The sequence below is a fragment of the Microbacterium sp. STRO-2N genome (assembly GCF_057747775.1).
This window is the reverse complement of record NZ_CM173223.1, coordinates 116718-136639: the sequence shown is the minus strand read 5'-3', so window position 1 is coordinate 136639 and position 19922 is coordinate 116718. Positions and strand designations below refer to the sequence as shown.

Below are 19922 nucleotides of genomic sequence, written 5' to 3'. Positions count from 1 at the left end.
GAAGGAGAGGAAACCGCAACGATGCACCAGGGAATCGGCTTCTGGCTGGGCAAGCGGCGCCTGCGCAGCCCCGACAAGCCCGCCGTGATCTTCGGCGACGACGTGCTGACGTATCGCGAGCTGGCGGATGCCGCGGACCGCGTCGCCGCGGTGCTGCGGCATCGCGGCATCGGCAAAGGCGACGCGGTCGCCTACATCGGCGAGAACAGCCCGCAGCTCCTGCAGGTCATGTTCGGAGCCGCGCAGCTCGGTGCGGTGTTCGTGCCCGTGAACACCCGGCTGGCGGCCCCCGAGATGACGCACGTGCTCACCGACTCGGGGGCGCGTGCACTGATCCTCGACGCGGAGTTCCTGGACCGCGCGATGCCCGGGGTCGAGGCCGGCCGGATCGCCCACGTCATCGTCACCGGCGACGGTCTGCCCGAGCATCCGGGGCTCGCCCGGCTGGTGGCCGAGTCGGCCGCCGATGACTCCCCGGCCGAGGTGGGTCTCGACGACCCCGCAGCGATCATCTACACCTCCGGCACCACGGGCCGGCCGAAGGGCGCCGTGCTGAGCCACGGCAACCTCACCTGGGTCGCGCTGAACTGCGTCGTCGACTACGACGTCGTCTCGACCGACGTGTCGCTCATGATCTCGCCGCTGTTCCACGTCGCGTCGCTCGGCATGGGCGCCCTGCCGGTGATCCTCAAGGGCGCGACGCTCGTGCTCGAAAAGGGATTCGACCCCGGCCGCGCGCTCGCGCTCATCCAGATGCACGGCATCACGATGCTCAGCGGCGTGCCGACGACGTACCAGATGATGGCCGACCATCCCGACTGGGCGTCGACCGACCTCTCGTCGCTGCACAAGCTCACGTGCGGCGGCTCTGCCGTGCCCACGCGCATCCTCAACGCGTACGAGGAGCGCGGGCTGTCGTTCTCGCAGGGGTACGGCATGACCGAGACCTCGCCTGGCGCGACGTCGCTCTCGCCTGCGATGACCCGCGAGAAGCAGGGCAGCGTCGGGCTGCCGCACTTCTTCACCGACGTGCGCATCACCGACGAGCAGGGCCGGCCCGTCCCTCCGGGCACGGTCGGCGAGATCGAGATCTCGGGCCCGAACGTCTTCCTCGGCTACCACGGCCTGCCCGAGGCGACCGCCGAGTCGTTCACCGAGGACGGCTGGTTCCGCTCCGGCGATCTCGGCCGCCTCGACGAGGACGGCTACCTCTACATCGCCGACCGGCTCAAGGACATGATCATCTCGGGCGGCGAGAACATCTACCCGGCCGAGGTCGAGAACCTGATCTCCGACATCGAGGGCATCTCGGGCGTCGCCGTCGTGGGCGTGCCCGATGAGCGGTGGGGCGAGGTTCCGTGGGCGGTCGTCACACTGCGCGAGGGAGCCGAGGTCGACACCGAGCTGGTGCGGTCCCGCCTCGACGGCGTGGTGGCGCGGTACAAGCTCCCCAAGAACGTGGTCGTCGTGGAGGAGCTGCCCCGCACCGCCTCCGGGAAGGTCCGCAAGGCCGACCTCCGCGCTCGCTTCAGCGACTAGGGCTGAGCGTCAGCCGACGAGCGCCGCGAAGTCGCGCACCGCGGGGAACGCGAACTCGCGATGACGCCGCGTGAAGAGCTCGAACGAGCGGTCGGCCGGCCAGTCCGCGCCCATGTACTGCCGCGGCAGCCGGGGGTCGGCGCGCAGCAGCGCGAGCCAGTCCGCCACGAGCAGCGTGCGGGCCGTGAGCGGCGGGAGATCGGATGCCGCGTCCTCCCGCTCCCAGTGGTCGATGAACTCGCGATGCGCGCCGCGGATGCGCTCCACGTCCCAGGCGACGCGTACGACATCGGCCATCGGGAACCCGTCGAGCTCCGACGCGGCGAACGCGTTGACGGCCGCGGGCGGGAGATCGGGGATGATCGCCCCCAGGGCCGCCGCGAGGTCGACTGCGCCGGGGGCGATCCACAGGCCGTCGCGCAGGAGCGCGAAACCCGCCCACGTCAGCGCCGCGCGCAGGCGGTGCCGCAGATCGCGCAGGTGCTCGGGCACGCTGAAGGTGACCAGCGTCCACCCGTCGCCCTGGGGCTCGAAGGGGGCGGGGCCGTTGACGCGACCGGACGCCTCGCGCAGCACTTCGCTGCCGTGCTCGGTGAGCTCGAACCCGATCTCTCGTCCGAGGCGCCGCCGTTCGAGCACGCCGCTGTGCACCATGCGGTCGAGGTTCGTCCGCACCGCCGACGCCGCGACGCCCGCTCCCTCGAGCACTCCGATCACGACGCTGGCGCGCAGCGGCTCGAAGTAGCGGTCGCACACGTACTCGCCGAAGAACGCGAGCAGCAGCTGCCGCGGCTTGCGCGCGAGGACCGAGGTCTCGCCCGAGCCGTCGCCGAGCACGTCCACGGTGAGCGACGTGCTCACGCCGGGCTCGTCCCGGGCCGCACGGCCTCGCCGCGCTTCGCGCGCTGGATCTGCTCGTACACGTGGGTGCGCAGCTCGGTGAAGCGCGGCAGGGCGCGCGTGGTGATCTGGTCGCGGTCGGGATCGAGGTCGATCACGAGGTCCTCCTGCACCCACGTGGGCGACTTCGACAGGACGATGACGCGTTCGCCGAGGTAGACCGACTCGTCGATGTCGTGCGTGACGAACAGGATCGACATGCCGCGTTCGCGGTGGAGGGCGCGGACGAGGTCCTCCAGGTCGGCGCGGGTCTGGGCGTCGACGGCGGCGAAGGGCTCGTCCATGATGAGCACCTCGGGCTGGTACGCGACCGCCCGCGCGATCGCGACGCGCTGCTGCATGCCTCCCGACAGCTGCCAGGGGTAGCTGCCGGCGGCGTGCTCGAGGCCGACCGCGGTCAGGGCGTCGTCGATCAGGCGGCCGCGCTCGGCGCGCGAGAGCTTCTTGTGCTTGAGCGGAAGCTCGACGTTGCCGCGCACCGTCAGCCACGGGTAGAGGCTGCGCCCGTACTCCTGGAACACCAGGGCCATGTTCGGCGGCGGCGCCGTGACTCGGCTGCCGTGGAGCTCGACGGACCCCGACGTGGGCCCGAGGAGGCCCGCGATGCACTTCAGCAGCGTGGTCTTGCCGCAGCCGGACGGCCCGACGATGCACACCAGCTGACCGGCATCCATCGTGAAGCTGATGTCGCCGATGGCCTCGACGTTGCCCGTCGAGGACTCGTAGACCTTCCGCAGGTGCTCGACCGCGAGAAGCGTCTGTGCTGTTCGAAGCGTCTCAGGCACGCTCGACCTCCTTGATTCCGTGGTACCAGCGCAGCACCCGCCGCTCGGCGAATCCGAAGATCACCGCGAGCAGCACGCCGATGAGGCCGAGCAGCACGATGCCGCTCCACATCTCGGCGATGAGGTAGTTCCGCTGGAAGAAGACGATCTGGTAGCCCAGACCCGACGAGGAGAAGAACATCTCCGAGATCACCATGAGGATGAGCGCGATCGACAGGCACTGCCGCACGCCCGTCATGATGCGCGGGCTCGCGGCGGGGAGCACCAGGAACCGGAGCCTCTCGCCGCGCGTCAGCGCGAACGACCGCGCGGTCTCGGTCATGACCGAGTCCGTCGCGCGCACCCCCTCGATCGTGTTCAGGAGCACCGGCCACACGGCTCCCGTCACCATCACCACGATCTTCATCGTGTCGGTGGCGCCGACGAGCACCGCGACGATCGGGATGAGCACGGGCGGCGGCACCGCGCGGAAGAACTCGAAGATCGGCTCGAGCAGCTCTCGCAGCCAGCGGACCAGGCCGATGACGGTTCCGGCCGCGATGCCGAGGACGACGGCCAGCACGATGCTGATCGCGAGTCGCCCGAGGCTCGGAAGCACGTCCTGGACGAACGCGGGGCCCACCCACGTCTCGACGAACGCCTCGGCGATCACGAGCGGGCTGGGGAAGAAGGGAGCGGGCGAGATCGACGACCAGACGCCCCAGATCACCAGCAGGATGATCGGAAGGCCCAGCGCGTAGGCGGTGTTCTCGCCGAACTTCGCCCACGCCCGGGAGCGTGGGCGCGGCGTGATCACGGTGCTCGTGTAGAGGGTCACAGGATCTCCTCCCCGCGCACCGACTGGTGCCACGACAGCGTGCGGCGCTCGATCGCGCGGAACCCGAGGTTCACGAGCAGCCCGAGCACGCCGGTGACGATGACCAGCGCGAAGACGGTGGTCCACTGCTGCGCCTCTCGCGCGAGCATGATGGCACGCCCGAGGCCGGGGACGGCGATGAACATCTCGGCGGTGATCGCGAGGATCAGCGCCACGGTGGCGGCCAGGCGGAGCCCGGTCATGAGGTAGGGCAGTGCAGTGGGGAACACCAGGTTCACGATGCGCGAGCCACGCGACAGGCCGAAGCTGCGAGCCGTGTCGCGGGCGACCGCATCCACGTCGGCGACGCCGTAGAGCACCTGGATGAACACCTGCCAGAAGCTCGCGTAGACGATGATGAGGAGCGCCGCCTGCAGCTGATAGCCGAACATCAGGATCGCGAGCGGGATGAGCGCGACCGACGGGATCGGCCGCAGGAACTCCACCGTCGTGTGGGTGGCCCGCCGCAGGAACGGCACGAGGCCGATGATCGTGCCGAGCACGACCGCGAGGACCGTCGCGAGCACCAGCCCGATGGCCCACGACGTCAGCGTGCGGCCGACGTTGCGCCAGAACTCCAGGTCCTGGAACTCGACGAACAGCTGCGCGATCGTCTCGGTCGCGGTCGGGAAGTACGTCGGGTTCACGATCCCGAGCGTCGGCAGCAGCTGCCAGGTCACGAGGAACCCGACGATCCCCGCCAGGCCCAGCGCGACCTTCCGCAGCGTGCGGTGCCGGCTGCGGCGCGGCGGCGGGGCGGCCACGATCATCGGGGCGTCGGCGGTGGCGGTCACAGTGGGTCCGATCGTATGGCGGAAGGGACGGACGGAGCGGCGGGGAGGGACGGATGCCGCAGGTCGCGGCATCCGCCCTCCTCACGCCGTGACTATTGCTGCTGGATCAGCCGGCTGTAGTCGGGCTCGGTCTCGATGTACTCGAACTCGACCGCGAGCGCGCCGAGCTCCTCGATGCCGGCGTCGCCGAGGTCCCACGTGAACTCCGGCAGCGTGATGCCGGCGGCGGCCTCCTCGGGGATCTCGAGGTTCGTCGCGATCGCGGCCCGCACGGCCTCCTCGTTGCCCGAGGCCCACTCCAGCGCCTCGGACATCGCCGCGGAGAAGGAGGCGACGAGGTCGGGGTCCTCATCGAGCAGCGCCTGGGTCGTGATGCTCGTGAGCACGGTGAGACCAGGGATCGTCGCCTGATACGGCGCGACCACCGAGACTCCGCCGCCCCCGAGGATCATGCCCCGGAACGGGTCGGGCGCCCACGCGGCGTCCATGGTGCCCGCCTCGAGCTGGGCCGGCACATCGGGGAAGGCGACCTCGACGAACTCGATCGTCGACGGATCGCCGCCGTCGTCCTGCACGGCCTTGCGGATGGTCAGGTCGCCGGCCGCGCCGAGCGTGTTGACCGACACCTTCTTGCCGGCGAGGTCTGCCGGCCGCGTGATGCCGGAGTCCCCGAGCGCGACGACCGCGTTGACGTCGGTGCCCTCGGCGAGGCTGTTGGCGTAGTTGCCGACGATCACGACCCCGAGATCCTGGAGATCCGCGCGGATCGGCCCGAAGGGCTGACCGATGGCGAACTGGATGTCGCCGCTGAGCAGGGCCGGGATGGCATTGGCGCCGCCCTGCGCGGGGACGACCTCGATCTCGAGGCCGTGCTCCTCGAAGATCCCCTCCTCCATGGCTCCCCACAGTGCGCCGGTCTCGGCGATGGGCAGGGCCGCGACGCGGACGGTCGTCAGCTCGCCCGGCTCCGATCCGGCGTCGCCGGTGGCGGTGTTCGACGGGGCGGCGGAGTCGGTGCAGCCGCTGAGCGCGAGCGCGGCGGCGGCGAGGACGCCGAGGGTGGCAAGACTCTTCTTCATTGACGGGCCTCTCGTGACGGTGCGGGTGAACGCCGGCCTGTTCTGTCGGAGGCGAGTCGGGCGTCCTCACCTCGGCGTGCCGGACACAGTCATCGTGCGCCACTCCCACGCCAGTGTCAAGACTTTCGTGACGCCCGTCACGAATTCGTTGAACTTCGACGGGGTTAGACGCCGGCGTCCGCCCAACGGAATCCCACCGCCGCCGGTGGCGCGGCGACCTCCAAGATGGTCGGACGCGCAATCGCGTACCTATTGCCATTACCTATGGACATAGTTATCGTGGACGGACCGGCGCGTCGAAGCGCCGGCAGAGGAAAGGACCTCGACAGTGGCTCACCCGACTCCCGCTTCCCCGAAGGCGGCCGCGCTCGTGCACGGCTTCTCGCTCGAGATGACCGGCAAGGACGTGCCCGGGCTCGAAGAGGCCCGCGAGACGATCCCGCCCGGCACCAAGATCAACGTGACGTTCCTGGGCAACGAAGACCTCGAGATGCGCGTCGCCGCGGCGAAGGCCGTGAGAGACATGGGGTTCGTGCCCGTCCCCCACATCTCGGCACGCCGCCTGGAATCGCAGGCGCAGCTCGAGGAGTTCCTCGACAGGCTGCAGGAGGTCGGCGCGACCGAGCACGTGTTCGCCGTCGGCGGCGACCCGGCCGAGCCCGCGGGACCGTACCCGGACGCGCTGACCCTGATCCGCTCGGGCCTGCTCAAGAAGTACGGCGCGCGCGAGGTGTCGATCGCCGGGTACCCCGAGGGCCACCCCGACATCGCCGACGACGTGCTGTGGCGCCACCTCGATGAGAAGGCGCTCTCGCTGGCGCAGCAGGACCTCGACGCGGTGGTCCTCACGCAGTTCTCGTTCGACACCGATCCGGTGATGACGTGGATCGACCAGGTGCGCGAGCGCGGCATCGACGCGCAGATCCGCGTCGGCACACCCGGACCCGCGGGCATCAAGCGGCTCATCAACTTCGCCCGCCGATTCGGCGTGGGCGCGAACGCGATGATCGTGAAGAAGTACGGCTTCTCGCTCACCAACCTGATGGGCACCGCCGGGCCCGACCGGTTCGTGACCGACCTCGCCGAGCTGCTCGCGACCGACGCGGAAACCGGCGACGTCAAGCTGCACTTCTACACGTTCGGCGGACTGCTGGCCACCTCGCAGTGGGCACGCGAGTTCGTCGCCGCACAGTCGTCGGGCGCCCTGCGATGACGGCTCACCTCGAAGCGCTGCGCGACCACGCGTGCCTCATCGTGCACGGCCCCGACCAGCCCGGCATCGTGGCGGCGGTCACCGCCCTGATCACGCGCAACGAGGGGAACATCGTCACGCTCGACCAGTACTCCGACGACCCCGAGAGCGGCGAGTTCTTCCAGCGCGTGGTGTTCCACCGTGCCGATCTGCAGGCGGCGCTGCCCGAGATCGAGGCCGATCTCGACCAGACGCTCGGTCCGCTGCGGCTGGAATGGCGCCTCACCGACCGCTCGATCCCCAAGCGCATGGCGATCCTCGTCTCGACCAGCGACCACTGCCTGCTCGAACTGCTGTGGCGGCATCGCCGCGGCGAGCTGCCGGTGACCATCCCGATGGTCATCTCGAACCACACCGGCGTGGCCGAGGACGTCCGAAGCTTCGGCATCCCGTTCTTCCACGTCCCCTCCCAGGGGTCCGACAAGAGCGGCGCCGAGGCGCGCATCCTCGAGCTGCTCACCGGCAACGTCGACATGGTCGTCCTCGCCAGATACATGCAGATCCTCTCGAGCGGATTCCTCGAGCAGGTCGGGGCGCCGGTGATCAACATCCACCACTCGTTCCTCCCGGCCTTCATCGGCGCCGCGCCGTACCGCAAGGCCAAGGAGCGAGGCGTCAAGCTCATCGGCGCCACCAGCCACTACGTCACCGAAGACCTCGACGAGGGCCCGATCATCGAGCAGGACGTCGCCCGTGTCACCCACGCGATGAGCGCCGCCGACCTCCAGGCCCGCGGCGCCTACGTCGAACGCGCCGTCCTCTCCCGCGCCGTGCAGTGGCATGCCGAGGATCGCGTGATCCGCCACGGCAACCAGACCATCGTCTTCACCTGACCGATGCCGCGGGCCGCGGCATCCGTCACCATCACCGCCCACCCACGAACAGAGAGGTTCCCTCCCATGGCAGCGAAGAATCTGCAGGAGCTCATCGACCAGCAGAACCCGGTCGAGATGCTGCGCAACTCGCAGATCGGCTCGTACATCTACCCGGTCGTCCCCGCGGACTTCCAGAACTGGATCAAGGAGCAGAAGGCGTGGCGCGACACCGCCGTGCTCTACGACCAGTCGCACCACATGGACAACGTATTCCTCAAGGGGTCTGACGCGATCAAGCTCATCTCCGACACCGCCATCAACTCGGTGGCGACGTTCCCGGTAAACCGCGCGAAGCAGTACGTGCCGACGACCGCGTCGGGTCACGTGATCGGTGACGGAATCCTCTTCCACGAGGCCGAGGACGAGTACGTCTACGTCGGCCGCGCGCCCGCGTCGAACTGGCTGATGTACCACGGCGAGACCGGCGGTTACGCGAACCTCGACGTCACGATCGACCGCCGCTCGCCCTCGCGGCCGTACGGCGACGCCGTGAGCCGCCGCTACTACCGGTTCCAGATCCAGGGGCCGGCGGCGTGGCAGGTCATCGAGAAGCTCAACGGCGGACCGCTCGAGCAGCTGAGGTTCTTCAGCATGTCGACCATGCAGCTCGGCGGCGCGAACGTCCGCACTCTGCGTCACGGCATGGCCGGTGCGCCGGGGCTCGAGATCTGGGGACCGTACGAGGATCACCACCGCGTGCGCGACCTCATCGTCGAGACGGGCCAGGAGTTCGGCCTCGTGCCGGTCGGGTCGCGCGCGTACCCGTCGAACACGCTCGAGTCGGGCTGGATCCCGTCGCCGCTGCCCGCGATCTACTCGGGAGAGGCCGAGCGCGGCTACCGCGAGTGGCTCGGCATCGACAGCTACGAGGCCACCGGCACGCTCGCCGGCTCGTTCGTCTCGCAGGACATCGCGGACTATTACCTCACCCCGTGGGAGCTGGGCTACGGCTCGTTCGTGAAGTTCGACCACGACTTCATCGGCCGCGACGCGCTCGAGAAGATCGACCCGGCCACGCAGCGCCGCAAGGTCACGCTCGCGTGGAACCCCGAGGACGTCACGAAGATCTTCGCGTCGCTCTTCGACACCGAGAATGACAGCTACAAGTTCTTCGACCTGCCGCTGGCGAACTACGGCTCGGCCAACTACGACGCGGTCACGGATGCCGATGGCACGGTCGTCGGCTTCTCGATGTTCACCGGGTACAGCGCCAACGAGAAGCGCGCGCTGTCGCTGGCCACGGTCGCCCCCGACGTGCCCGAGGGCGCGGAGGTCACCGTGGTGTGGGGCGAGCCCGACGGCGGGACGTCGAAGGCGTCGGTCGAGCCGCACCGTCAGCTCGAGGTGCGCGCCGTCGTCTCGCCGGTGCCGTACTCGACGGTCGCCCGCCAGACCTACCAGGGCGGCTGGCGCACCGGGTATCAGCAGTCCGCCTGACCCGCGGCATCCGTCCCCTGATGTTCGGGTGTCACGACACGCCGCTTCGCCCGCAGCGTTGCGGCGTGTTGTGACACTCGAACGTCGGCGCCGCGCAGCTCGGGTGTCACGACACGCCGCTTCACCGAGGTGTTGCGGCGTGTTGTGACACCTGAACGCGCCCGGGCGGGGCGCGGGAGCCGGCGCTCCGACCGCTACCCTCGGGCAGGGAGAGGAGATCCATGAGTCTGCGTTACGCGCTGCTGGCGATCCTGCGGGTCGGACCGCTCTCGGGCTACGACCTGCAGAAGCAGTTCCACCAGTCCGTCGGGCATGTGTGGCACGCGCCCGACTCGCAGATCTACCCCGAGCTGCGCAAGATGGAGCATCTCGGCCTCATCGAGGGCGAGGAGCAGCCCCGCGGCGAGCGCGGCACCCGGCGCATGTATCACGTGACGGATGCCGGAGACCGCGCCTTCCTCGAATGGATGACGTCTCCCCTGGAGTACCAGCGCGTGCGCGACCCCGCGCACCTGCGCGCGGCCTACCTCGAGGCGACAACGCCCGAGGCCGCGCGCGAGTTCCTCGAGCGGCACATCGCCCAGTGGGAGGGGGAGCTCGCACAGTGGGAAGGCGAGCTCGAGCGCATCGACGCGGTCGCGAACCCCATGCTGGTGCGGCGCCTGGCCGTCACCGCCGACACCGACCGCGAGCGCACGATCGCGTACAAGCGCTTCGCGTACGAGGGACTCGTCGAGCGGGCCCAGGGCGAGATCGCGTGGGCCCGCCGCGGCCTCGATCTCGTCGACCGCCTCCACGCCTAGGTACGTCAACCCGCACGTGAGGTGGCGACCCGCCACGAAGTCCCCACCCGGAGGCGCGATCTCATCGCGATGCGAACGTGAACCGAGCTGCGAGTTCGGCCTACGGTGGGAGCATGCGGTCTCGTACAGCTTTCGCGGTCGGCTTGTCGATCCTCGCGTTCTCCCTGGCGGCCTGCGCCACGCCTCCAGGTGACGGCACGGTCGTTGCTCCCCGTGCGGTGAGCGAGCCCTCCGAGTCGCCCGAGCCCGCCGCTTCGGCGAGCGTGGATGCCGCGGCACGCGCTCAAGCCGAGGCGTGGCTCGACGCCGCCACCCTCCCGCCGGGCGCCATCCGCTCCGATGTGAGCGTCGCGAGCTTCAGCTCCTTCACGGGCTGGCCGTGCGGCCCGGTCGAGGAACTCGAAGCGTTCTGGACGATCCCGGGCGCGACCGTCCCCGGAACGGCCAATTGGCTGAGGGAGAATCCGACCGCGGACCTGACGACGACGTCGGTTGCGCCCGTGCCCGACGATCCGGCGATCAATTCCGCGATCGTCGGCTATATCCCTGCACCGGACTCGCAGGAAGGGATCGTCTACACGATCGAGAGGACCGCCGATGGCGTCGCGGTCAGAGCCGAGATCGCAGCCATGACCGAATCCGCCGTCTGCCCGCCCCTCCCCGACGGGGCGATGTACGGAGCTCCGGGCCAGGGCTGACCGAGAGGATCGGACCGCATCAGTCGCGGTCGGCCACCGAGTCCGGAGGCTGATGGAAGAGCGCGCGGGCGACGAGAGCGGCGCCGCCGAGCACGCAGAGCCACGCGACTCCCCATGCCACCAGACCCAGGAGCTGATTCGCGTCGGTCCAGGACTGGACCGGATCCGTACCCTTGAAAAGCATCCAGGCCAGGAAGAGCCCGATCAGGACGATGCCGCCAGCCAGGAGTCCGATCTTTCTCGCCATGCTTCCAGGCTAATCACGGCCGCCCGACTGCCGTGCCGCGCACGGAGGCCAGGCTCGGATGTGGGGCAACGCCTCGGCCGCCCCTTACCAGATGGTGCCGCCGCCGATCGAGATGCCGCCCCACGTGAGCGCGATGAAGATCGCGGCGAACACGACGGGCGCGATGCCCTTGCCGCTGCGCGCGAGTCCCTTGAAGAGGGCGATCACGGCGAGCACCGCGGCGACGATGGACAGACCGCCGCCCAGGATGAGCCCGATGAACAGCGGGATGGGCATCAGCACGAGGCCGGCCAGCGCGAACCAGAACGCGGCCCAGGCAGTCGGATTGGATTGGCGTTCGACGGATGACGACATGCGTCCAGTATCCCGTGTCGACGCCGACGGGATCACACGCTGGAGAAGAGGCGCTCCAGGTGCGCCCGGATCGCAGCGCGGGCCGCGTCCGGGGTGATCACGCCGAGGTCGAGGAGAGGTGCGAGGCCCGTCAGAGCGAGAAGCAGGTCGGTCTCCACCGCCACGTCGCGGTCACGGGAGATCCAGCCGTCGGCTACGGCGCCCCGCATGATCTGCTCGACCCGTTCGCGTCCGGCCTGCAACCCGGTCCGTGCCTCGCCATGCAGTTGCGGGTCGTGCAGAGCCTCGAGGACGAAGGCGGCTTGCAGGCGGCTCGTCGCGCGGGAATGGGCATGGAGCGGAAGCATCTCCGTGAGAGCGATCTGCAAGGCCTCCCCTGGGTGTGGGGGCTGCGGGAGCGCGAGCATGGCGCGCTCCACGCGATCGGACGTCCGCTCCGCCGCGAGCTCCAGAGCGAACGTCAGCATCTCCCGGCGCGACGAGAAGTAGTGCTGCAGCTGCCCGAGCGAGACACCGGCTTCTCGCGCGACCTCCCGCATGGTCGCCCGGCTCCAGCCCTGCTGGTCGACGACCTGCCATAACGCCTCGGCGATCTCTTCCCGCCGTTTGTCGTGGTCCACGAGTCTCGGCATCCGACCTCCTTTCCAATACAGATGACATAATACAGATGACCTATAAAAGTGAGGAGGACGTGTGACGGATCCCGGACAACCCACCTCCTTCTTCAATCCGTACGCCGTGTCCATCGACTCCGAGGTCGCGATCGCGCTGCTCGCCGATCTTCAGATCCGCCGAGCGATCGAGCGTGGCGAATTCGACGACCTGCCTGGAAGCGGCAAGCCACTCGACCTCTCGGACAGCCACGACCCGGACTGGTGGCTGAAAAGCCTCATGAAGAGGGAGGGGCTCGTGATGCTCCCTCCCTCCATCCAGCTGCGGAAGGACGACGCCGCCCTGGACGCAGAGCTCGACGGGTTGTCTCGTGAGAAGGACGTGCGCCGCGAGATCGAGGCGTTCAACTCGCGGGTCATCCGCGCGCGCTACGATCTCTCCGCCGGCCCGCCGCTCGTGACGATGCCGCGAGACGTCGACCAGACCGTGCGGTCATGGGCTGAACGACGGGCTGAGCGCGCGGCGGAAGCACGCGAGCGTCAGCGACGGGCGGATCTCGAACATGTCGCCTCACGCACGCGCCGCTGGAAGCGTCGAAGCTGACGACGAAGGACGACGGCACCCGCCGCGAGATCCGGTTCGATCGGCGGATCCGGCCTCCCGTCGGAAGGGCAGGTCCCCGCAGCGCGAGAACCTGCCCCTCCGTGCGCCCGGCCGAGGCTAGCCGAAGCTGAGCCAGGTGCCTTCGAGCTCCTCGTAGCCCTGGGGGCGCTGCGACCAGTCGCACACGCCGCCGGCGAACACCGCCCTCAGCCGCTGCCACTGCGCATCGCTCATCGACGGGTAGTCGGTGCGGTCGGCAGGAACCAGCGCGCACTTCAGCCCATCCGCGAGGAGCGGCATGCCCGCCTCCGCGCGCGGCTGCGAGTGGAACGGATACAGCTGGTTGCACGCGGTCGACGGGTCGTCGTAGTCGAGCACCTCCTCGATGAACGTCATCTGCGCGTCGAAGCAGCCGTCGGCCAAGTCGGCGGGGCGCGCCGCGATCGTGCGGTCACGGTCGCCTGGACCCCCGGCCGCCTCGATCGCATCCAGCCATGCCTCGAGCTGGTCGAGCGCTGTCGCACGCATCGCGGCGGTGTTCGCCGGGATGTTCGCCCCGGTCCAGCTCACATGGGTGCCGGCGTCGCCGTGTGCGGCCAGCATCCGCTCTCGGATGATCGCCGAGCGGTAGCGCTCGTGGAAGTCGCCCGTCGGATCCGTGTAGTTGCGGATCTCGATGACCGGCGTCCATGCCAGGCCGCCCGTCATCATGTTGATGCGGCCGGTCGCATACGCCCGTTCGATCGCCTCGACGCTCGCCTCGGAGCGGGCGGCGGTGCGGTTGCCGTCGATGTCCATGCCACCGACGCCCTCGTTGAGCGAGATGAACTGCTCGACCGTGATGGCACCCTCCTGCAGCGCGTTCCAGCCGTACTGCACCCCGACGTTGTCGGGCTCGACGCGAAGGCCGCGGCCCGCGGCATCCGTTCCGTACACGTTCTTGACCATGTCGGCGATCGTGCAGCGCAGCCCGTCGGGATTCGCCGGCGACCAGCGGTCCGCGATCGGAATGGCCGCGTTGCAGCCGCGGTTCGGATCGTCGACGCCGTCGAAGAACGTGAACCCGAAGCACGTGTTGGGCGTCGCATGACCGGTGACGGCCATCTTCTGGGCGTTCGTCCATCCGGCGCCGGCAGGTGAGTTCCAGTAGCCGAGCAGTCCACGGCAGTCGTGTCCGCCGATGGTCGTCGATCGCTCGTCCGGGTAGCCGATCTCACCCAGCACGCCGTCGATGATGCCCGGGTAGTTGTTCGCGAGCAGCAGCTGCTGCATCGTGCCCGCCGAGCCGCCGGAGCCGACCGTGTACTCGACGGGGCCGAGCTGCTCGATCACGTGCTCCTTGACCATCATCGCGGTCTCGGCGCTGGTCACGTCGTTGCAGTTCTGCGCGTAGACGTTGAACGTCGCCGACGCCACGGCGTAGCCGCGGCTCAGGAAGAGGTCGTTCTCGACCCCTCCCGTGCTCGATCCCTGCCAGTATCCGACACCGCACGCGCCGCCGAACGTGTAGGCGAGCTTGCCGTTCCAGCCGGCCGAGGGCCGCGTCGGTACGGGGTCGGCGGCTCCCGGCTGATGGAGCACCGCCGTCTCGTAGACGGCACGGTTGATCGTGCCGCGTTCGATGCGGACGACGTAGGGAACGGCCTGGCCCTCGACGGTCGCGGTCGCGACGTCCGCAGGCACGGACCCGTCGGTCGGGTAGTTCGCGAACTGGCCCGACGTCGTGCGGTAGCGGTACGTCACCGCCGGCGCCGCGACATGGCAGTCGTCGTCGACGGCACCCAGGTTCCAGGGGGCCCGGTCGGCGGTGCAGTACATCGGATGCTGCGGACCCGAGAACACCGGACCGGTGACGGAGTGGTTCTCGACCTCGAGCACGGCCTGCACCTGACCGTTCTTCTTGGTGACCGCGATCTCGCTCGTCCCCTGCGGCAGCCCCTCGACCAGCCCCACGAGTGCACCGCCGAGCGGTGAGAACGAGTCGGTCACATCGACGCCGGCCGCCACGATGCGGAAGTCACGGCGCGCATCGGCCACCGAGACCAACGCATCGCCGCCGGTGACGGAGTCGGCCCTGCCCGACAGGATCTCGATATGGACCGGCCGCGCGGCCGTCGCGGCGGCGGGCATGAGGAGTCCCGCCACGAGTGCGCCGGCAGCGGCGGTCACCCCGATCGCGAGCGGGCCGATTCTGGATCTGTTCATCGCGCAACCTCCATAGACGCCGTCGTCCTTCGGCACCGGCACCCTTGCCGCCGCCTCACGCGAAAGACTAGAACTATGACTGACGCTCGTCAATCAAACATCAACTATTGATCACGGTGCAGCACCGTGGCCCCCGGAGCCGGACGGCCTGGGCCCGTTCGTCCGCGCTAGTCCGCGAGCCGGCGCCGGGTGACGAGGTCGGCGAGGTCGACGGAGATCTCGGCGACGAACCCGCGCATGCGCTGCTCGGCGGCCGGCCCCAGTCGGTTGTAACGATCCGCCCACGCGCGCCGCGTCGCCGCCCGTGGCCAGTCCGCCGGCACGAGCTCGACCGGGATCCCGGTGTCGAGCACGCGGAAGGCCTGCCACGCGAGCATGAGCCGCGTGCGTTCGACGAAGGCGTCTGCCGGGTCGGCATCGGCGACGGATGCCGCGACCTCCGCCGCGAACGCACGATACCGCTCCGCGACGCCGGCGAGATCCCACGCCGACTGCGGGCCGCCCGGGATCGACGTCTCCAGCTGTGCGCGCATCACGGTCGCGTCGGCGACGTCCAGCTCGCGCAGCTGCGCCATCGCCTCCGCCGCGCGATCCCGCGGCGAGATCCACACGCCGTCGTACAGCGGCGCGAACCCCAGCCACTTCAGCCGCGAGCGCACAAGGTGGCGCGTGGCGCGCCGGGACTCGGGGATCGAGAAGGCGAGCACCGTCCACAAGCCGTCCCACGGCTGCTCGTCGACCCCGAAGTCATCGAGCCAGCGCGCCTCCTCGTCGACGATCGCGATCGCACGCTCGGTGAGCCTGTGGGTGGTGCGACGGCCGGCGCGCTGAGCGTCGAGCAGCCCGTTGCGCGTCATCCGCGTGAGCGTGGCGCGCGCGGCCGCCTCCTTGAGCCCGAGATCCGTGAGCGCCGCCACCAGCGCGCCGGTGGGCAGCGGCTCCTGGACGTGCCACCAGTAGTCGCCGAAGATCGTGAGCACGAGTCGCACCGGCGACGCGCGACGGATGCCGAAGCCGTTGGGGGCTTCGTCGGCGAGGGTCATGCGCTACATCATGGCATTCCGCACTTCCCGACCCGCGCCGGTCAGTGCGCCATCGACGCGAGGGCCTCCGGGTCGATCGTGGCGATGGAACGCGTGTCCTGGAAGGCGCGGACACCCTCGATCCCCTGCTCGCGGCCGAAGCCCGACTGCTTCATGCCGCCGAACGGAGCCCGCAGGTCCAGGCGCGTCGCGCCGTGGTCGTTGACCCACACGTACCCGCACACCAGCTGCGAGCCGACGCGCTTCGCGGCCTCGGGCGAGGCCGTCCAGACCGAGCCGCACAGACCGCCCCACGTGTCGTTGGCGAGGCGCACCGCCTCCTCCTCGGTGTCGAACGGGATGACCGGGATGACGGGCCCGAACTGCTCCTGCGTCACCACGCGCAGCTGCGGGTCGGGCTCGACCACGATCGCGGGCCGCACGAAGTTGCCGCCGGAGAGATCGCCGCCGGGAAGCTCGCCGAACTCCCGGACGTCGGCTCCGGCATCCTTCGCCTCCTGGATGATCTCGTCGACGAACGCCTTCTGCGCCGGCTGATGCAGCGGCCCCATCGTGGTGCCGTCGTCGAGCCCGTGGCCCAGTCGTGCCTTCTCGAGGCGCGCGGCGAGTCCTGCCACGAGCTCGTCGAGGCGCGAGCGGTGCACGAACACGCGCTTGGCGTTCATGCAGATCTGGCCCGTCGTGTCGTAGATCGCCGCATACAGACGGTCGAGGTGCTCGTCGTCGAGGACGGCGTCCTCGAGGAACACGGCCGCGTCGTTGCCGCCCAGCTCGAGCGTCACCCGTGTGAGCGTCTTCGATGCCATCTCCATGATCCGCTTGCCGCCGTTCACGGATCCGGTGAAGCACACCTTCGCGACATCCGGGTTCTGGATGAGTCCCGCCATGTCCTGATCACTGCCGGTGATCACGTTGAGCACGCCGGGCGGCAGCTTCTCGGCGACGCGCTGCACGACCCGGGCGGTCGCGAGCGGCGCCGAGGGCGGCGGCTTGACGATCGCGGTGTTGCCCGCCAGAAGCGCGTGCGGCAGCGACGCTCCGAGGATCGCGATGGGCCAGTTGAAGGGCACGATCACCGTGACCACTCCGAGTGGCTGGTACGACACGTCGGTCGAGACCGGGATCGCGCCGGGGACGGGCGGCAGCGTCTTGCCGGTGTCGACCTCGTCGGCGAGCATCAGGGCGAGGTTCCAGCGCAGCTCGAACACGAGGGCGTCGATCCACGCCTCGAGCCGGATCTTGCCGTTCTCCTGCGACAGGATCGCCGCGTCCGTGTCACGATCGTCGGCGATGCCTGCGATCGCCTCGGACATCTGCCGAGCGCGCTCCTGAGGCGAGAGGGCCGCCCATGCCGGGAACGCGGCCTTCGCCGCGGCGACGGCATCCGTCACGTCCGCGGGCGACGCCGCCGCCGCCTCGCCGACGGTCACACCCGGCTTGCCGGGATCGGGGATCGACAGCACGTCGTCGGTGAATCGCTCCTCACCTCCGATGAACAGTCCCGTCCGGACCGCAGTCCCCGCCACCGTCTCGCTCATGGAACGCCCACCTCTCCGTGCAAGGTCCGCGCTCGGGTGCGCGGACCGTTGTCTCCAGCGTGCTCCTCGCATGCGGCCGAATCAAGATTGTCGACGAAATCCGCGAAGATTTCGTATGGAATGCTGCTCAACACCGCACGGATCGCGAGATAGTGTCAGTGCGGGCGAGGATGCCGAAGGGGAAGGCCGACATGACGGATGCCGCGCTGCTGGACACGGATGATGCGACGGAACGCCCCGATCTGACGCAGCAGATCCGGGACGCGATCCTCGACGCGCAGTTCGCGCCGCACCAGCGCCTCATCGAGGCGGACCTCAGCGAACGCTACGGCGCATCGCGGGCAGCCGTGCGGACCGCGCTGCTCAACCTCGCCGGAGAGGGTCTCGTCGAGCGCCTCCCGAACCGCGGCGCGCGCGTACGGGCGATCAGCGTGGACGAGGCCATCGAGATCGTCGAGGTCCGCATCGGGCTCGAGACGCTGTGCGCCCGCAAGGCCGCCCAGCACGTCACGCCCGCCGACGCGGAACAGCTGAGAGAGCTCCGCGGCGCGATCGAGGCGGCCGTCGGCTCCGGCGACCTCGTGGGGTACTCGCGCCTGAACCAGGAGCTCGACCGCCGCATCCGCGACCTGAGCCGGCACGGGACCGCCACCCAGCTGCTCGAGCGCCTGCGCGCGCAGTCGGCTCGCCATCAGTTTCGCCTCGCGTTCCACCCCGGCCGCGCGGCCCAGTCCGCACCCGAGCACATCGCGATCATCGACGCGATCCTCGCGGGCGACGCCGACGCCGCCGAGGCCGCGACCCGCGCGCACCTGTCGGGCATCGTCGAGGTGCTCCACAGCATGGAGTGATCGGCGCGGCCGGCCGCGGCATCCGTCACGAGATCAGGTGATGTCACCGGCGTAGGCGGAACCAGCGCGAAACCACCTGCCCCCGTGACATCACCTGATCTCGTCGCCGCCGGTGACAGCCCGGAACGAGAGAGGGGCGGCGCGGATGCCTCCACGCCGCCCCTCTCGCCGGTTCAGGTCACTCGTCCCAGCTCTCGGCCGGGGCGTAGCCCTTGCCGTTGTACTTCTGCACCTGCACCGTCGAGACCGCGGGCTGGCCGTCCTGGGTCGTGTCGACGGTCGAACCCTCCAGCATGAGGGGCGCGGTGTAGCCCGAGACGTTGCGAAGGGCCTCCATGAAGTTCTCGCGCGTGGGCTCGGTCATCTCTGCGAACACCTGCTCGAGGGTCGCGCCGATCTGGTACGACCAGACGCAGTGCGGGAACGCCGGAACGTCCGGGTAGTTCGCGTACTCCGCCATCTGCTCGAGGAAGGCAGCGCCCTCCTCGCTCTCGGCGAACGTCGGCGCGGCAGCGGACTGCGCGAACGCGACGGTGTACACGCCCGGGAAGGCCGTGGCGCCGCCGGGCTCGAGGATCGCGCTCGGGCTCGAGGTGTTCGACGGAAGGAACCAGGACGGCAGCCATCCGAGCTCCTGCGTCTTCTGCAGCGACGAGATCACCAGCGGCGTGATCGACATCGCGTTGAAGAACACGTCAGCTCCGGAGCCTGCGAGCTCGGTCAGCTGGGCGTCGACCGAGGTGTCGGTGGCTTCGTAGGTGAGCTCCTTCACGACCTCGATGTTGTCGGCACCCTCGATCGCCGACTTGAAGCCCTCGACGTAGCCCTCGCCGTAGTCGTCGTTCTGCGAGAGGATCGCGACCTTGTGGTCCTCGGCCGAGCCGGCGAGCAGCTCTCCGAACGCCTCACCCTCGTTCTGGTAGATCGGGACGAACCCGAGCTGCCATGGGCTCTCTGCCGCGTCGCTGAAGATCGGGTCGCCCGTCATGATCAGCACCTGCGGCACCTCGTCGGCGATCGCCGCCTCGCGCCACGCCCGGTTGGTGGGCGTGCCGAGCCCCGCCGTCATCGCGAACACGCTGCTCTTGAGCTGGTCGTAGTTGGCCTTGGCCTTCTGCGGGTCGTATTCGTCGTCGAGCGCCTCGATCTCGACGGTGCGGGTGTTGCCGTCTCCGAACTCGACACCGCCCTCGGCGTTCTTCGCGCCGAAGTAGGCGGTGATGCCGGCGACCGTGCAGGTGCCGGGACCGGCGGTCGGCCCCGACAGCGGGGTCGTGATGCCGAGCGTGATGGAGTCGTCGGTGATGCCGGGACTGGCCTCGCCGCCGCCCTCCGTGCCCTCGGGCGTGCCGCCGCCGCGCGCGCAGCCGGCAGCGAGGACGGCGACGATGCCGATTCCCGCGACGACCGAGGCGACGCGCATCCTTCTGCGATTCGTGCTCATGGGTCCT

General features: G+C 69.6%; 20 protein-coding genes. 8 read left to right on the top strand and 12 right to left on the bottom strand.

What is annotated here, in order from left to right:
• The first annotated feature begins 21 nt into the window (after positions 1 to 21).
• Entirely contained in the window at positions 22 to 1539 is a 1518-nt protein-coding gene (locus tag AC3ANN_RS00575) for an acyl-CoA synthetase (protein WP_488339069.1), read from the top strand.
• Between the two features lie 9 nt (positions 1540 to 1548).
• On the opposite strand, the gene AC3ANN_RS00570 is transcribed toward AC3ANN_RS00575, so the two are convergent.
• From AC3ANN_RS00570 to AC3ANN_RS00550, 5 genes are all read right to left on the bottom strand, one after another.
• The gene (locus AC3ANN_RS00570; RefSeq protein ID WP_488339068.1) at positions 1549 to 2400 is read right to left on the bottom strand and encodes a PaaX family transcriptional regulator; all 852 of its coding nucleotides are present in this window, start codon (positions 2398 to 2400) and stop codon (positions 1549 to 1551) included.
• Positions 2397 to 3224 carry an ABC transporter ATP-binding protein gene (locus AC3ANN_RS00565; RefSeq protein WP_488339067.1) on the bottom strand — a complete coding sequence of 276 codons (828 nt, stop codon included), beginning with the start codon at positions 3222 to 3224 and terminating at the stop codon, positions 2397 to 2399. Before AC3ANN_RS00565 ends, AC3ANN_RS00570 begins: the two co-directional genes overlap by 4 nt.
• On the bottom strand, positions 3217 to 4041 hold the full coding sequence (locus AC3ANN_RS00560) for an ABC transporter permease (protein WP_488339066.1): 825 nt from the start codon (positions 4039 to 4041) through the stop codon (positions 3217 to 3219). Before AC3ANN_RS00560 ends, AC3ANN_RS00565 begins: the two co-directional genes overlap by 8 nt.
• Entirely contained in the window at positions 4038 to 4874 is an 837-nt protein-coding gene (locus AC3ANN_RS00555) for an ABC transporter permease (protein ID WP_488339065.1), read from the bottom strand. The genes AC3ANN_RS00560 and AC3ANN_RS00555 overlap by 4 nt, the downstream gene beginning before the upstream one ends.
• A 92-nt stretch (positions 4875 to 4966) precedes the next feature.
• A complete protein-coding gene (locus AC3ANN_RS00550) occupies positions 4967 to 5953 on the bottom strand; it encodes an ABC transporter substrate-binding protein (protein WP_488339064.1) in 987 nt (328 codons plus the stop codon).
• Between the two features lie 328 nt (positions 5954 to 6281).
• Here AC3ANN_RS00550 and AC3ANN_RS00545 point away from each other — a divergent pair, with 328 nt between their 5' ends.
• The 5 genes from AC3ANN_RS00545 to AC3ANN_RS00525 all read left to right on the top strand — a co-directional run bounded on the left by AC3ANN_RS00545 (position 6282) and on the right by AC3ANN_RS00525 (position 11018).
• A complete protein-coding gene (locus AC3ANN_RS00545; protein ID WP_488339063.1) occupies positions 6282 to 7166 on the top strand; it encodes a methylenetetrahydrofolate reductase in 885 nt (294 codons plus the stop codon).
• Entirely contained in the window at positions 7163 to 8038 is an 876-nt protein-coding gene (purU, locus tag AC3ANN_RS00540; RefSeq protein ID WP_488339062.1) for a formyltetrahydrofolate deformylase, read from the top strand. Before AC3ANN_RS00545 ends, purU begins: the two co-directional genes overlap by 4 nt.
• 66 nt (positions 8039 to 8104) lie before the next feature.
• A complete protein-coding gene (ligM, locus tag AC3ANN_RS00535; RefSeq protein WP_488339061.1) occupies positions 8105 to 9517 on the top strand; it encodes a vanillate/3-O-methylgallate O-demethylase in 1413 nt (470 codons plus the stop codon).
• A gap of 221 nt (positions 9518 to 9738) precedes the next feature.
• Positions 9739 to 10320, top strand: coding sequence for a PadR family transcriptional regulator (locus AC3ANN_RS00530; RefSeq protein ID WP_488339060.1), 582 nt, complete (start codon positions 9739 to 9741; stop codon positions 10318 to 10320).
• A 113-nt stretch (positions 10321 to 10433) separates the two neighbouring features.
• Positions 10434 to 11018, top strand: a complete 585-nt coding sequence (locus AC3ANN_RS00525; RefSeq protein ID WP_488339059.1) for a hypothetical protein — start codon at positions 10434 to 10436, stop codon at positions 11016 to 11018.
• Between the two features lie 19 nt (positions 11019 to 11037).
• On the opposite strand, the gene AC3ANN_RS00520 is transcribed toward AC3ANN_RS00525, so the two are convergent.
• The 3 genes from AC3ANN_RS00520 to AC3ANN_RS00510 all read right to left on the bottom strand — a co-directional run bounded on the left by AC3ANN_RS00520 (position 11038) and on the right by AC3ANN_RS00510 (position 12251).
• Positions 11038 to 11265 (bottom strand): hypothetical protein, encoded by a 228-nt coding sequence (locus AC3ANN_RS00520; protein WP_488339058.1) that lies wholly within the window; start codon positions 11263 to 11265, stop codon positions 11038 to 11040.
• A gap of 84 nt (positions 11266 to 11349) precedes the next feature.
• Complete coding sequence (locus AC3ANN_RS00515; protein ID WP_488339057.1) at positions 11350 to 11619, bottom strand: hypothetical protein; 270 nt, start codon at positions 11617 to 11619, stop codon at positions 11350 to 11352.
• Positions 11620 to 11651: 32 nt separating this feature from the next.
• Complete coding sequence (locus tag AC3ANN_RS00510) at positions 11652 to 12251, bottom strand: TetR/AcrR family transcriptional regulator (protein ID WP_488339056.1); 600 nt, start codon at positions 12249 to 12251, stop codon at positions 11652 to 11654.
• 61 nt (positions 12252 to 12312) lie between these two features.
• Between AC3ANN_RS00510 and AC3ANN_RS00505 the strand changes: the two genes are divergently transcribed.
• A complete protein-coding gene (locus tag AC3ANN_RS00505; protein ID WP_488339055.1) occupies positions 12313 to 12834 on the top strand; it encodes a DnaJ family domain-containing protein in 522 nt (173 codons plus the stop codon).
• A gap of 117 nt (positions 12835 to 12951) precedes the next feature.
• Here AC3ANN_RS00505 and AC3ANN_RS00500 read toward each other — a convergent pair whose 3' ends face one another.
• The 3 genes from AC3ANN_RS00500 to AC3ANN_RS00490 form a co-directional block, all read right to left on the bottom strand.
• Entirely contained in the window at positions 12952 to 15039 is a 2088-nt protein-coding gene (locus AC3ANN_RS00500; protein WP_488339054.1) for a DUF6351 family protein, read from the bottom strand.
• Positions 15040 to 15206: 167 nt separating this feature from the next.
• The gene (locus tag AC3ANN_RS00495; protein WP_488339053.1) at positions 15207 to 16082 is read right to left on the bottom strand and encodes a PaaX family transcriptional regulator; all 876 of its coding nucleotides are present in this window, start codon (positions 16080 to 16082) and stop codon (positions 15207 to 15209) included.
• Positions 16083 to 16123: 41 nt separating this feature from the next.
• On the bottom strand, positions 16124 to 17620 hold the full coding sequence (locus AC3ANN_RS00490) for an aldehyde dehydrogenase family protein (protein ID WP_488339052.1): 1497 nt from the start codon (positions 17618 to 17620) through the stop codon (positions 16124 to 16126).
• Positions 17621 to 17790: 170 nt separating this feature from the next.
• Here AC3ANN_RS00490 and AC3ANN_RS00485 point away from each other — a divergent pair, with 170 nt between their 5' ends.
• A complete protein-coding gene (locus AC3ANN_RS00485) occupies positions 17791 to 18471 on the top strand; it encodes a GntR family transcriptional regulator (RefSeq protein WP_488339051.1) in 681 nt (226 codons plus the stop codon).
• 178 nt (positions 18472 to 18649) lie between these two features.
• Here the strand turns inward: AC3ANN_RS00485 and AC3ANN_RS00480 are convergent, their stop codons facing one another.
• Positions 18650 to 19915, bottom strand: a complete 1266-nt coding sequence (locus AC3ANN_RS00480; protein ID WP_488339050.1) for an ABC transporter substrate-binding protein — start codon at positions 19913 to 19915, stop codon at positions 18650 to 18652.
• Positions 19916 to 19922: the final 7 nt, after the last annotated feature.